12 protein-coding genes are annotated in these 14188 nt (G+C 40.8%); 6 read left to right on the top strand and 6 right to left on the bottom strand.

Features of this window, described 5'->3' with window-relative positions; genetic code table 11:
* Positions 1-110: 110 nt before the first annotated feature.
* Complete coding sequence (locus RMY27_RS16990) at positions 111-518, bottom strand: CrcB family protein (protein ID WP_322665140.1); 408 nt, start codon at positions 516-518, stop codon at positions 111-113.
* Between the two features lie 94 nt (positions 519-612).
* A complete protein-coding gene (crcB, locus tag RMY27_RS16995; RefSeq protein WP_322665142.1) occupies positions 613-1002 on the bottom strand; it encodes a fluoride efflux transporter CrcB in 390 nt (129 codons plus the stop codon).
* Positions 1003-1801: 799 nt separating this feature from the next.
* On the opposite strand from crcB, the gene RMY27_RS17000 reads away from it, so the two are divergent.
* Positions 1802-2917, top strand: coding sequence for a ferrochelatase (locus RMY27_RS17000; RefSeq protein WP_322665143.1), 1116 nt, complete (start codon positions 1802-1804; stop codon positions 2915-2917).
* A 44-nt stretch (positions 2918-2961) separates the two neighbouring features.
* Here RMY27_RS17000 and RMY27_RS17005 read toward each other — a convergent pair whose 3' ends face one another.
* Positions 2962-3507: an NADPH-dependent FMN reductase gene (locus tag RMY27_RS17005; protein ID WP_094353353.1), complete on the bottom strand. Its 546-nt coding sequence runs from the start codon at positions 3505-3507 to the stop codon at positions 2962-2964.
* Between the two features lie 61 nt (positions 3508-3568).
* On the opposite strand from RMY27_RS17005, the gene RMY27_RS17010 reads away from it, so the two are divergent.
* The 4 genes from RMY27_RS17010 (at position 3569) to topA (ending at position 9504) form a co-directional block, all read left to right on the top strand.
* Positions 3569-3763 carry a hypothetical protein gene (locus tag RMY27_RS17010; RefSeq protein WP_322665144.1) on the top strand — a complete coding sequence of 65 codons (195 nt, stop codon included), beginning with the start codon at positions 3569-3571 and terminating at the stop codon, positions 3761-3763.
* Positions 3764-4052: 289 nt separating this feature from the next.
* Positions 4053-5942: an ATP-dependent zinc metalloprotease FtsH gene (gene ftsH / locus RMY27_RS17015; protein ID WP_322665146.1), complete on the top strand. Its 1890-nt coding sequence runs from the start codon at positions 4053-4055 to the stop codon at positions 5940-5942.
* 317 nt (positions 5943-6259) lie between these two features.
* Positions 6260-7171: a DUF928 domain-containing protein gene (locus RMY27_RS17020; protein ID WP_322665148.1), complete on the top strand. Its 912-nt coding sequence runs from the start codon at positions 6260-6262 to the stop codon at positions 7169-7171.
* Positions 7172-7335: 164 nt separating this feature from the next.
* On the top strand, positions 7336-9504 hold the full coding sequence (gene topA, locus RMY27_RS17025) for a type I DNA topoisomerase (RefSeq protein WP_322665150.1): 2169 nt from the start codon (positions 7336-7338) through the stop codon (positions 9502-9504).
* Between the two features lie 35 nt (positions 9505-9539).
* On the opposite strand, the gene RMY27_RS17030 is transcribed toward topA, so the two are convergent.
* The 3 genes from RMY27_RS17030 to RMY27_RS17040 form a co-directional block, all read right to left on the bottom strand.
* A complete protein-coding gene (locus RMY27_RS17030; protein ID WP_322665152.1) occupies positions 9540-11168 on the bottom strand; it encodes a DNA sulfur modification protein DndB in 1629 nt (542 codons plus the stop codon).
* A 3-nt stretch (positions 11169-11171) separates the two neighbouring features.
* Positions 11172-11726: a GIY-YIG nuclease family protein gene (locus RMY27_RS17035; protein WP_322665154.1), complete on the bottom strand. Its 555-nt coding sequence runs from the start codon at positions 11724-11726 to the stop codon at positions 11172-11174.
* 241 nt (positions 11727-11967) lie between these two features.
* Positions 11968-12486: a phosphoribosyltransferase gene (locus tag RMY27_RS17040; protein ID WP_322665156.1), complete on the bottom strand. Its 519-nt coding sequence runs from the start codon at positions 12484-12486 to the stop codon at positions 11968-11970.
* A 77-nt stretch (positions 12487-12563) separates the two neighbouring features.
* On the opposite strand from RMY27_RS17040, the gene RMY27_RS17045 reads away from it, so the two are divergent.
* Positions 12564-14015: an MFS transporter gene (locus RMY27_RS17045; RefSeq protein ID WP_322665158.1), complete on the top strand. Its 1452-nt coding sequence runs from the start codon at positions 12564-12566 to the stop codon at positions 14013-14015.
* Positions 14016-14188 lie beyond the last annotated feature (173 nt).

The following is a 14188-nucleotide window of genomic DNA, read 5'->3' on the forward strand; positions in this document are numbered from 1 at the left end:
TTTCTGAGTTTTATAGTAGTGTGTTCTTGAGCGAGATACAAGAAAAGGCTTTTTTATCAGGGATTATAGCCCATAAAAATGCATCTCACTCGACTACAAACTGCTATAATTTAGGATCTCTGAACGCTTGATCTTGCCAATAAAACACCGATTTGGATGCCAATCATTCCTGCGATCGCACTGCCAACAAAATAAATTAACAGCATTGTGATATCGCCTTTATCTAAGAAACCTTTTGATTCCAAGCCATAGGTTGAAAAAGTAGTATATGCGCCGCAAAAACCTGTTGTCGTCATCAGACGAAGTTCAGTCGAGATGATGCGAATATTCTCGACTGCTAAAGTCAAAATATAAGCAATCAATAAACAGCCAGTCACATTAATAAAGAATGTGCCGTAAAAGCCAAAATCTTTTCCAAAAATAGCTTTTGCAAATTCGGTTCCATAAAAACGACTCAACGCTCCAAAAACCGCCCCGATCGCCACAGCTAGGGGATAACGTCCTTTCAACAAATTCATTGTTTTTTACCTAAAAATATGTATGCTTTCTCGTAAAGACTTTTTTCAAAGTTGCTCTCAAGTACATCCCAACCTTTTTTATTACTTGAGGAAATTACTTCACAAAAAGCTTGGCGATCGCTACTCCTAAAATCACCGCTCCCAAACCGATAATTGCACTCCCTGCCCAATAAAAAACCGTTGCAGTCTTTTGTTTGCTACGCCATAGGGTTAGAGTATCAAAGCCATAGGTTGAAAATGTGGTGTAAGAACCTAAAAATCCAGTTCTAATAAGTAAATCCAATTCCTTGGGATAGCCTGTAATTCCTTTGGAAATTGTGAAAAAGAAACCCATTGCTAAACATCCAGTCAAATTAATGGCAAATGTTCCATAGGGAAATTTTGTCCCTAATTTAGCTTTTGTCCATTCTGTAATGTAAAACCGAGACAGCGCTCCAGGAACTGCACCTACCGCAATTGAAAGAACATTAGTTATGTCTGCCACTAGTTTTGTAACTCTCCCTCTTTGCGCTCAATGTTTGAGTTGTTTTGCATGTAATGTATTTGAAAAGTCTCAGTTCAAAAAAATCGTTGGAATAAATCATACAAGACTGACTCTCAAATTTGCAATAAATATATGTAACAATCATCATTAAAACTAATACATAAAGCTTATAAAGAAGTAAGCCGACGTAAATATTTGTAGCTGTGAATAGGGCAAGAGCCAGGAGTCAGGAAGCAGTATTAAAGAGACTTATAGCCTAATTTCTCTTGATTTACTTAGTTTAGTTTTATTGTGCCGTTACTAATTTTTAAGGACTGGTAAATGCTTTTTGCAGCTTATCTACTTTGTATAGCAATTAGACTGTTATGGCGTGTTTTCTAAGTACTGGTTTAGTCTTGTAACTTTTTAGATTCTCTTGAATTACCCTTCAAAAGATGCGGTTTAAAGACTTCCAGTGAAAAAACATCCTATCGTCTGGACACGCAGATGTCTATTAATGTCAATTTCTGCGTGTCCTCTGTGCCTCTGTGGTAGACTGCGGCAAGTACGCTATTTTGTAACTCGTGCGTAAGTCCGTCCTAATATCTAGGGAAGCTCGACAAGCTTGGATAGCACCAAACTTAAAGCACATTTAGTTAAAGTGTTTTTATCTATAAAGTATGTCTTTTGATGTATTCTTTTGATTTTGCCACCTATCCTATCCCCCTGGATGGGATAATAAGTTACTAGTAGGGAAAAAGTGCAAACTATTCCCTAACTCCAAATCTCTCTGCACTTTGGTTATATTGAGGAACTCATTGTGGTTGCCACGCCGGAAAAAGTACAACACACTCACGAGCATCTATCAGGTAAAGACCGTGTAGCCGTATTGCTCATGGGCTACGGCGAAGTCGAAAGCTACGAAGATTTCGCCAACTATAACGAACAGGCTTTAAATCTACTGACAGCAAAATTCGCACCAGTACCAACGTGGATTTATCCGCCTCTGGCAAAGCTTTTGGCGCTATTTGATCGCCATGAGTGGGGACACACACACCACGATTTTATCTCCCCACACAATGCCATCTTTGAACAGCAGCGGGCTGGGATTGAGAAGAATTTACAAGAAAAATGGGGCGATAAGGTTCAAGTTTTCAAGGCTTTCAACTTCTGCGCGCCTTTCTTACCCAATCAAGTCTTGGCAGAAATCAAAAACCAAGGCTTTGATAAGCTGCTAATCTACCCACTGCTGGTTGTTGATTCTATTTTTACTAGTGGGATTGCGATCGAGCAAGTTAACAATGCTCTGGTTGAGTTGACTGACGGTGAAGAACACTGGGTTAAAGCACAGCGCTACATTCCTTCTTTTTTCAACGAACCAGCTTACATCGATTTGATGGCTCATCTGGTTGAGGAGAAAATTGCTGAATTAGCAGGAGCTTATCTCCCTTCTCAAATCGGCATTGTGTTAATGAATCACGGCTGTCCCCACAAAGCTAAAGGCTTTACTTCTGGGATTGCCGAAAGTGAAGCAATGTACGATTTAGTTCGGGAGAAGTTAATTAACCGCTATCCGTTAATCTCCGTGGGTTGGCTTAATCATGATACACCCTTAATTGATTGGACACAGCCAAATGCCGAGCAAGCGGCAAATAACCTGATTCAATTGGGTGCAAAAGTGGTAATTTTTATGCCAATTGGCTTTGCCACAGAAAACCACGAAACTCTATTGGATGTACACCATATCATCCATGCTTTAGAGAAACAGCATCCTGGCACGAACTACGTGCAAATGGCTTGCGTCAACGATCATCCAGAATTTTTGGCAATGGCGGCACAATGGGCTGATGCTCATATAGCAGAGTTGTTATCAGAGCAACCTTTAGCAGTTAATCCCCAACTCGCTGGAGATCACCATCACCACCACCATCATTAAGTTTTGAGTTTACAAGGGTGGGCAAAGCTAGACCCACCCTACAATTAATTTACGCCCCGCAGCTTGCGAGTGTTATCAACTAAACTTTGAGCAAATTGATCGAATCTTTGAGAGAGCTTTTCATCTACTAGTTTGCCTTCAGGACTGAATGCACCCCAAGCTTGTCCGATCGCAATTTGTTCAGGGATAGACCAACAATGCACCCATCTGGTAATTAACCGTAGTTCGTTTAGAGCGTTGCTATTAGACTGACCGCCCAAAACACTAATAAATCCTGCTACTTTATCAGATAGTTGATCAAAGCTCATTAAGTCCAGAGCATTTTTCAGGACACCACTAACGCCACCATGATACTCAGGTGTCGCTAAAATTAACCCATCAGCTTGACTAACTGTTTCTTGCAACCGCTGAACATCTGGATACTCTGGATACTCCTTTGCGCCAGTGCAAAATGGTAGCTGCAACTGCCGTAAATCGAGAATTTCTACCTCTGCGCCTACTGCTTCAACCCTTTGCGCTGCGACTTCTAAAGCAAGCTGGGTATAAGAGTTGGGTCTTAAACTACCACCAATGCCAATAATTTTCACCATAATTAACCCACAAACTATTAACTAGCTACTATCGTCAGATTTCTTAAAAAGCGGAATCGTTATGACTATGTTTATCTTAGCGATTTGTGCCGGAATGTGTCAAATTAATCTCTACTGGAGATTGAGGATTGGGGAAGCAGGGGCGCAGGGGAGCAGGGGAGCAGAGGAGCAGAGGAGCAGCACTTCTCTACGAGAGGCTTCTCCTGTCGGAGACGCTTCGCGAACGCCAACGGCTCATTTCGGCTACGCTCAATGACCAATGCTCTGTTACCGAGGAGAAGTAGCAGTAAGTCTTTACCCTCTGCCCCTCTGCACCTCCGCACCTCCGCACCTCTGTCTCTTGTGCCCAATCCCCAGTCTTAAAAGCTGCATACTAGATAACGATCGCTCAACTTTATGTAATAGCCTGAAGAAACTTGGGAATGCTTTTGTGAGGAAGTTAGACTAGATAAGAAAAGTGTAATTTCCAGTTATTACAATTTTTGATAGAAGAATAGGCATAAAACCAGCGCTTAACTTGTGCCAGCAGACAAAGGGTAATTATTATGACAAATTCGGGAAAAAAAGCATTGATAAAAAGGCAGTCCTCAAAGCGCGTTGCTTGGGTTGGTGCAATTGCTGCTAGTCTGATTATGTTGCCAGGAATTTTCGGAAGTACTCCTGTCATGGCACAAAAGGCAGAAACCGCCTCGCTAAATTATGGCGACTTGATAAAGAAAGTTAAGGCGGGAGAAGTCGAGAAAGTAGAGTTAGATGAAACCGAACAGCTAGCAAAGGTTTATCTCAAGGGGCAAAAAGATAATACACCACCGCAACAGGTGAGACTTTTGGCGCAAAACACAGAGTTAATCAATATTCTCAAAGATAAGAATGTTGATTTTGGGGAAGTTTCCTCTGCTAACAGTCGAGCTGCTGTTGGACTGTTGATCAACTTGATGTGGATTTTGCCACTAGTAGCTTTAATGCTATTGTTCCTCCGACGCTCTACTAATGCTTCTAGCCAAGCGATGAATTTTGGTAAATCCAAAGCTCGCTTCCAAATGGAGGCAAAAACTGGAGTGAAATTTGAAGATGTCGCTGGGGTTGAAGAAGCGAAAGAAGAACTTGAAGAAGTTGTGACTTTCCTGAAACAGCCGGAAAGATTTACTGCTGTAGGCGCACGGATTCCCAAAGGAGTGCTGTTAATTGGCCCTCCTGGTACTGGTAAAACTTTACTAGCAAAAGCGATCGCAGGTGAAGCCGGTGTACCATTCTTCAGTATTTCTGGTTCAGAATTTGTGGAAATGTTCGTTGGCGTGGGTGCATCTCGCGTGCGCGACCTTTTCAAGAAAGCCAAAGATAATGCCCCTTGTCTAATATTTATCGATGAAATTGACGCAGTAGGTAGACAACGGGGTGCTGGTATCGGTGGCGGTAACGACGAGCGCGAACAAACCTTGAACCAACTGCTCACCGAAATGGATGGTTTTGAAGGTAACACAGGTATCATTATTATTGCTGCCACTAACCGCCCAGATGTTTTAGATACAGCATTACTCAGACCGGGACGTTTTGATAGACAAGTGATGGTCGATCCACCCGATCTCAAAGGGCGACTGGAAATTTTGAAAGTCCACGCGCGGAATAAGAAAATCGATCCTAGCGTATCATTAGAAGCGATCGCTCGCCGCACTCCTGGTTTTACTGGCGCAGATTTAGCTAACTTACTCAACGAAGCTGCCATTCTCACCGCTAGAAGACGTAAAGAAGCCGTCACTCTTTTAGAAATTGATGCTGCTGTAGACCGAGTTGTTGCAGGTATGGAAGGTACCGCCTTAGTAGACAGCAAGAGCAAGCGCTTGATTGCCTATCATGAAGTTGGACACGCTTTAGTAGGCACATTGCTCAAAGACCACGATCCTGTGCAGAAAGTTACATTGATTCCACGGGGACAAGCACTGGGATTAACTTGGTTTACTCCCAACGAAGAACAGGGGTTAATTTCCCGTTCCCAACTCAAATCGAGGATTACTGCTACTTTGGGTGGTCGCGCCGCCGAGGAAATCGTTTTTGGGAAGCCAGAAGTGACCACAGGTGCAAGTAATGATTTGCAACACGTAACAGGAATGGCGCGGCAGATGGTGACACGCTTCGGGATGTCAGAATTAGGCCCATTGTCCTTGGAAAATCAGAGTGGAGAAGTATTTCTAGGACGTGACTGGATGAATAAATCAGACTATTCTGAAGAAATTGCTGCCAAAATTGATTCACAAGTGCGCGAAATTGTTAGCAATTCCTACATTAAAGCCAAAGAACTGTTGGAAGAAAACCGTGTAGTTTTGGAACGTTTAGTAGATTTGCTAGCAGAACAAGAAACAATTGAAGGTGATGTATTCCGCAAAATTGTTACCGATCATGTTCAGGTAGCCGATGAACAATTGGCTGTACCTCATTAAAAATATGAGTGAGAAATAATGTAGAGATGTAGCAGTGCTACGTCTCTACGAGGGTTCTGGATAATGCATCTTTAATTTCACTCTTCTGTCTATTAAGGAATAGGCAAAAGCTAATAGTCTATTAACTTTAGACTACTGAAAATCCAAAGGTTAAGATTCCCAACTTCTGAAAAAAGTTGGGAATTTTGTTGTAAAAAAATTACAATACTACCTCAGCCTTCACAGAAAGTAGCACAGATAAAGTCTTGTGACTGTAAAAGCTTAGGCTATTGTATTATATATACCCAAACAATGTACTACAAGTAAACATAAACACTATGAAATATAGATTCTGGGCAAGTTATCTGCTTGCTGCTTTAGCATTTGTACCCTTTGAGCCTGTAAGTATTACTCAGGTTTTGGCAACATCAGTTTACCAACTGGCACAAGCAAAATCTGCTTACACTCAATATATGCTGAATGGCTACAATGAAACCAAACGAAGAAATTATAGAAAAGCTTTATTGAATTTTCAGCAAGCAGAGCGGCTACGTCCTGGAGATAGATATGCTACTTCTGCAATTAGAAATGTTACAAGCTACATTCAACGCGGTAGAAATCGTATCGCCTTTGTCCCAGGTAGACCTGGTAGGGTAAGGTCAGCAGGAACACGGGGAAGTTGCTTTCAAACTGGACAATATCTTATTCCCCTGACACCAACAGATAAGGAAGCTCAACGCACCACAGCAGAACGTCCCACATTCTTTTTCTACGTTCCTCAAACCTCGACAACAGTGCAAGCACTAGAATTTGTTTTGCGGGATGGTGATAGCATTGACCCGTTATATAAAGGAACTTTCAAACCTGTTGGGCAGAATGGTATTGTTAGTGTAAACGTACCTGTCGATCGGCCATCTCTACAAATAGGTAAAGAATATAATTGGACTTTTTCGATGATTTGCGATCCTAATAACCGCGATAAAGACTCTTATGTAGAAGGTACAATTGTGCGATCGCAAGATGAAAACCTATCTCTTCAGCTAAACCAACCAAACACAGACTTAGATCGGGCGGTTTTATTTGCCACAGCCGGGTTTTGGGAAGATGCTCTGAGAACTTTAGCTAATTTACGCCGCCAGCGTCCGAACGATCCTGAAGTTCAGAAATATTGGGAAGATTTTTTAAATTCAGTAGACATTAAAGAAGTTGTAAACAAGCCTTTATTGCCCTGTTGTACTGTCCAGAAATAAATTAGCAATTACTTAAAAACCCGGCTTCTCTATGAGAACCAGGTTTTTTACGCTTCAATTTAAAAGTAATAAAAACACTAGATGATACATATATACTAAAATATACTATGGAATTACTTGTTGTTACAAAGTATTCAACATAGAGCATCGAGAACGCAGTTGCTATGATCAAACGCCTGCTTGTGGTGGAATCTCCGGGAAAAGTCAAAAAGCTCAGTCAAATTCTGGGTTCGGATTGGAAAGTTCTAGCCAGTTGTGGTCATATCCGAGAACTCAGCAATGAAGGGGACGATTCCTTGGGCTTTGTCATGGATGGCAATAATGTCCGATGCAACTACATCCCGCGTGACCAACGAGCGAAAGAAACAATCCAGAAGCTCAAGTCTGCGGTGAAGCAGGTTGATGAAGTTGTCTTAGCAACTGACCCAGACCGGGAAGGCGAAACGATCGCTTGGCATCTTAAAGAAACGCTGGGTTTAAGGGAACCAAAACGAGTAATTTATACTGAGATTACAGCATCGGCGGTGCAGAGTGCGATCGCTAATCCTAGAAAGCTAGACCAAAACTTAATCGGTGCTGGGTTGTGCCGAGATTGCCTAGATAAATTGGTAGGTTATAAGGGTAGTCCTTTAGTTTGGGCATTGAATAACGGCGCTAAGAGTGTTGGTAGAGTTCAAAGCGCCACGTTGCACCTGATTTGTCAGCGAGAAAACGAAATTCTGGCTTTTGTTCCCCAAGATTACTGGAGTGTTTGGGTAGATTATGCTGAAGGATTTCGGGCTTTTTACAAAGGGACGGTCGATTCTGCAAAAGATGCAGCAGACCAAGAAACTGAAACTCATGATGACGCGAAAGTAGGTAATAGTCCAGAAACACCGGAGTCTAAGCGCGTTCTTTCCGAAGCAGAGGCTACACGTTTAGTAGAAGAAGCACAGCGACATCCTCATCAGGTGATTCATTTTGAAGGAAAAATCGTTAACCGCCAGCCACCGCCGCCATTTACAACCTCCAGCCTTCAGCAAGCAGCTGGTTCAAAGTTGAGGTTTGCTCCTGACAAAACCATGATTGTTGCCCAAAAGCTTTATGAAGCAGGGCTTATCACATATATGCGGACAGACTCAGTAATGCTGAGTCCAGAATTTTGTGCCAGCGCCCGTAAATGGTTAGAGCAAAACGACCCGCCGAATGTACCGCAGCAAGTCGCCAAGCATCGTAGTAGCAAATCGGCTCAAGAAGCACATGAAGCGATTCGCCCAACAGATGTGTTTCGTCCCTCAGTTCAGTTACGTTTAGAACTTCCTGATGATGAGTTTAATTTGTATGTGATGATCTGGAAACGGTCAATTGCTTCTCAGTGTCGGGCTGCTCAATTGCGTAAAACTTTGGTGATTACTCAATCTGGTTCCCTACTGTGGTCAGCCAGAGGGCAAGTAATTGAATTTTACGGTTATGCTCGGTACTGGAATAATCTCAGCAAGGATAGTGTTTTACCTTCATTAAAACAGGGACAAGCGCTAAAACTGGAGAATGCTGGACATGAAAAGAAGCAGACGCAGCCACCACCTCGTTACAGTGAACCAAAATTAGTGCAATTGATGGAACGTAAAGGAATTGGTCGCCCAAGTACCTATGCTCCTACTGTTGCTACCTTAAAAAAACGAAATTATGTGGAGTTGAAAAAAGATCATCTGCAACCGACAGCGTTAGGGTTAGAAGTTGATGCATTTTTGCTCAAAGCACTGCCTGATTTACTAGAGGCAGAATTCACAGCGAAAATGGAAAATGCCCTTGATGCAATTTCTGAAGGGAAAAACTCTTGGCAGCATTATTTAACTAGTTGGAATCAGAATTACTTTATACCAGCGCTCTCCAAAGCTAAAACTGTAGTTGCAAGTTCCCCAACAGGTAAAGCTAATGTGATAACTGAGCGTAAATATGAAACTTCTAAAACGCGATGCCCTGAATGCAAAAGTTTTCTTGCCAAAATTCCCAGTACTAAGGTTAAAAAGAAATATTTCCTTAAATGTACAAAAGGCTGTGAAAATGTCGTGCTATTTTGGAGCGACTTTAATAAAACTTGGCAGCCACCACAAACTAAAGCAGTCCAGGCTGAAAATCAGCAAAAGCCTCCCGTGAAGATGACGGCATATCCCTGCCCAGTATGTAAGAAACCTTTAGAGGAGTACAGTTATATCAAAGAGGGGCAGAGTAAAACAATGTTGCGATGTTCCAATCCACAATCCCGTAAGGACACCAAACATAAAGATGTGGCTTATTTCAATACGCCAAAAGGGTGGTGGAGTCCTAAGTTTGGGGAGATACCAAAAACTTAACTAATTTTAGCTATTAGTGTTGCAGGTCACTACATTTAGTCTTTTACTTCCTCAGTTTCTTTAAAAATATCCTCATCATCTTCAATTTCATCAGATTCCTCTTCGTCCTCCTCAGAAGAGTCAAGCAAATCTCTAACTTCAGCAAAGGAGTCATCTGATTCAGAAGATTCCTTTATCTGCTCATCAATAAAATCAACTTCAGGTAATATCACATGAAACTCTCTTCTCCAATTTGAAATTAAAACTTCATTCCAGTTAACCTCATTACTAACATTCTCTTTAGTACGTTTTATTAATTCTCTTACGCCATCAGAGGAATCAAGCAATATCATTTTGAGAAGTTCTATGCATTTCTCAACTCCAGAGTTTTTAGTGATCATGGCTAGTTTTTCATTTGGTTGCACTAAAACATTAGACCAATGAGCTTTATTTCTATTGAAAAAGCCATCTTCATACATCTTAGTTATACTAAGCGATATGGCATCAAGAATTGCTGGAATACGGTACTCTATTCTTATCTTAAGCAAGAACCTTGAAATAGCAAAAAAAAGAATTTTTTGTCCTATAAGAGTATACAGAATGTTGGAACCCCGTAATTTCTTTATACTTGCTTTTTGGCTTGTAGTTAATCGAGGTTGCTCCGGTTGAATAGGAATGTTTATACCTACGTAGTCAATCTGTGATACCCAATCCTTGAATGGCTGAAGTTCAGTAAAAAACCACTTCAGCAATGCTTTAGTGCCTATCTCATGAAGTTTAGGATGAGACTCATAATAAGTCTCCAGAGCCATATTACGCTCACTTGGTGAATTGAATGATTTCTTTAAAGCTTGCTTCTGATGATCTTTCAATAGTTCAACAGTACATTGGCTTAACAAATCTAGAGTCGTTAGATAAGGGTCTAATTGAGTCAAGCTTCTTTTTGTGTCAGACCATTTAACGAATCTATCTTCAAGCACTCCTTCCTCTAAAAGCTTTCTAGGAATCAATGCTGATATTTTGCTGTCATCTAATAACAGTTGAGTTGGTTTATCGATTGATTTTGCTGTCTTGTTTATAACTGTAAAAATATTGCGAGTCGCTTTGATTATTTCATCTCTTACAGTTTCACTTAGGTCTGCATGACCAACTCTGCCAAAATTCCCAAACACTAAATAAACAACTGGTATGTCAAAGGTTTCTAAGCAGCTAAAATTATCATTTATTTGTTGAGAGCTTAAAGGCTCTTTTCCAGTATGGGCGTTCCAATATCTTCTTAATGAAAGAAGTCTATGTTGACCATCAATTACAATTCTAGCTACATTCTTATATAGCTTTAAATTGACCCATTTTTCGACAGTCTTTCCCTGACTACTAACTGTAGAGAAGTCCCAGAACTCTCTTTGTTCATTTGAGTTGGGTAAAAGTACAACTACAATTGAATTAAAAAAGCGAATTCCACCCTGCGCTAGGTAAGAAAATATGTCTGTATTAGCTCTATTTTCATCTAGTTTTCGCTGAACTCGTTCAGAGAAGCTCCAACTGCCCTGAATTTCATCAGCAAATCTAATATTTTCAACTGCATCGCTTTGGTCAAGAGTTGTTATGAAGTACCTAACCTCACCAAACTTCCCACTAATTGCCTTATATTCAATAGTCTCTGGAGACTGATTATCTAATTCCATTTTCTAACTCCTCTGTGTATTAAACTTAGGCTGACATAGTTGAATCAACAAGCTTTCCAGCTCTCTAGAAATGTTTTTTGGGCAAGGTAAACAAACGAATAAAAATTCATCATTGGGTCTTATATTTGCATACTTTGAGAAAAACCCATCATCTCGCTCTAAATGCTGAATAAATCTATCTCTTAAGTTACTTGCAGTGCCAATGTAATCTGGGCATTGGAGAATACTACATGAGATTAAAAGATTTTTTAAAATTCTTCGATCTTTAGGCTGAGAAACAGCTTTGAGAAATTTATCCATTCTTGGAGACAAACCAACTGACTCTCCACAAGTATCGACAATGAACTTGCTTCTATTATCTTTCTCAGAAAACTTTGTTTTAAATACCGTATTTTTCAGACGAGTATCTATATGGTCAGATAATTTATTTTCTAAAAAATCAAATGCATGGTATAAAGCATAAATACCTGATGTTTCAGGAAGATAATCTGCGGCAGATATAGTTGCTGTGACTACAGTAAAGTTCTTGAAAAAGTTGTCGTAGACTGTTTCTTCCATAGATAGAAATCATAAAAAATTTAGATCAGAAAGCTCCGTTCCATGACCATGAGCAGAAAGCTATCCCTTTCCTCAACACCTGACATTCAAAACGTTATCTATTCACGCCTGAAGAACAAGAGTATATCTCAAATACACACGATGCTCCTAAAACAGAATATAGACTGTTTAGAGGTTGCAATGTGTATTTAAGCACAAGTAACGAGCAGCTAGAAGCTGGTGAATATTAGTCTATGTATTTTTAACACAGTTGACTTACTTTAGCCGCAAGTTCTGCGATGTTCATCTGCTCGTAGTGTTCAAAGGGTTGGTGAATCCAGGGATTGTCAGCTAAGTAATCAACATAATAATTGGGTGCTATAACTGAACAGGCTTTATACCAAAGAACGGCGGTGCGAATTTCCTCAATGGGGAAATCAGTATTTTGCTTGAGCCAAGGTATAGTCTGCTGGAGTGTGATACCAGAGTCTACCAAATCATCGACTACGAGAATGCGCGAACCTAACTTTTCGGCAGTCATCGTTAAGTGGCGGGAGAAAATTAAATTGCTTCTTTCTTGCTTACCAGTGCCACTGTAAGATGAGGTTGCTAAAATTGCCAGTGGTTGCTGGTATATACGGGAAAGAATATCTCCAACTCTTAGTCCTCCTCTGGCAAGACAGATAATCTGGTTGAATTCCCAACCGGATTCATAAATCTGAATAGCCAGTTGTTCAATTTTTTGGTGATAATCTGACCAAGAAACATAAAGGTCTGGCATAAGTCTAACGGGAGTGGTAGATGGCTAGTATTGAAGGCAGTCGCAAACTTTCTATTTTAGTATGAGCGCAAGTTATTATGAAAGATTCTGCCGCTGATGGCGGTGCCAAACAAGATATTCTCAGTGAAAAACTCGACTTAAAAACAAAGCTGGCTTATGGTGCAGGAGATTTAGGGCCAGCAATCACTGCCAATATCTCCGTCTTTTTTCTGCTGGTTTTCTTCACAAATGTCGCTGGTATCCCTGCGGGTTTAGCTGGCAGTATTTTGATGATTGGCAAAATCTGGGATGGCATAAACGATCCGTTTGTCGGGTTCCTGACTGATAAAACGAAATCTCGTCGTTGGGGGCGTCGTCTTCCTTGGATGTTTTATGGAGCAATTCCCTTTGGAATTTTCTTTTTCTTGCAGTGGATTGTACCGCAATTTAGTGCAAATCAGAGTGATAATATTTGGCCATTATTTTGGTATTACGTAGTCATTGGGGTGGTATCTCAAGTGTTTTATACAGTTGTGAATTTGCCCTATACGGCGATGACTCCAGAACTGACTCAAGATTACGACGAACGCACCAGCCTTAACAGCTATCGCTTTACATTTTCCATTGGTGGCAGCATTTTATCGTTGATTTTAACGCAAATTGTTTTTTCAGTGATTGCCGATCGCCAACAACAATATCTTGTTTTAGCAGCAGTTTCTACTGTAATTTCGATTTTAGGATTATATTGGTGCGTTTTTGGAGTCCGCGATCGCATCTTAGCTTTTGAGGCTAAACGCATCCAAACCGAGGAACCTGCATCTCTTCCCTTTTTTGAACAGCTAAAAATTGTCTTTAGCAACCGACCTTTTTTATTTGTTATTGGTATATATCTTTGTTCTTGGCTAGGCGTACAGGTAACAGCCAGCATTATTCCCTATTTTGTAGTCAATTGTATGGGACTAAAAGAATCAGATGTGCCCACAGTCATGATTGCAGTCCAAGGAACTGCTCTGTTGATGCTATTCGTGTGGGGAGCGTTGAGTAAAAAAATTGGCAAAAAAGTTGTTTATTTTTTGGGAATGAGTTTGTGGATTATAGCAGCAGCCGGACTATTTTTCTTACAGCCTGGTCAAATAGTTTTCATGTATGTGATGGCTGTGATGGCAGGTATTGGTGTATCCACAGCTTATCTGATTCCCTGGTCAATGATTCCAGATGTGATTGAATTAGATGAACTGCAAACTGGACAACGTAGAGAAGGCATTTTTTATGGCTTCATGGTTTTGCTGCAAAAATTTGGTTTAGCTTTGGGGCTATTTTTGGTGGGAAATGCTTTGCAAGTATCTGGTTTCAAAGAATCTGTAGCCGGAAGTCCGCTACCCATCCAACCGGAATCAGCACTGTTTGCTATTCGCGTTGCCGTTGGCCCCATACCGACAGTTTGTTTGATTTTTGGCTTAGTTTTAACGTATTTTTACCCAATTACCCGCGAGATGCACGCTGAAATTATGCTGAAACTCAAAGAGCGACAAGAGAAGAGGGAGAGTTAAAAGGGCACGGGGGCAGAGGGGCAGAGGGGCAGAGGGGAAACACTTACTGTAACTAACTTCCCCTGCTCCTCTGCTCTCTACTCCCTATTCCCTTTGATTTTAATTTGTTTTAGACTCGACCTTAACGCACCTCAGATCGTGAAGAATGATTAAGAAAAACGAGTACAGACAAA

The sequence above is a fragment of the Nostoc sp. DedQUE09 genome, assembly GCF_034530915.1.
Lineage (GTDB): Bacteria > Cyanobacteriota > Cyanobacteriia > Cyanobacteriales > Nostocaceae > Nostoc.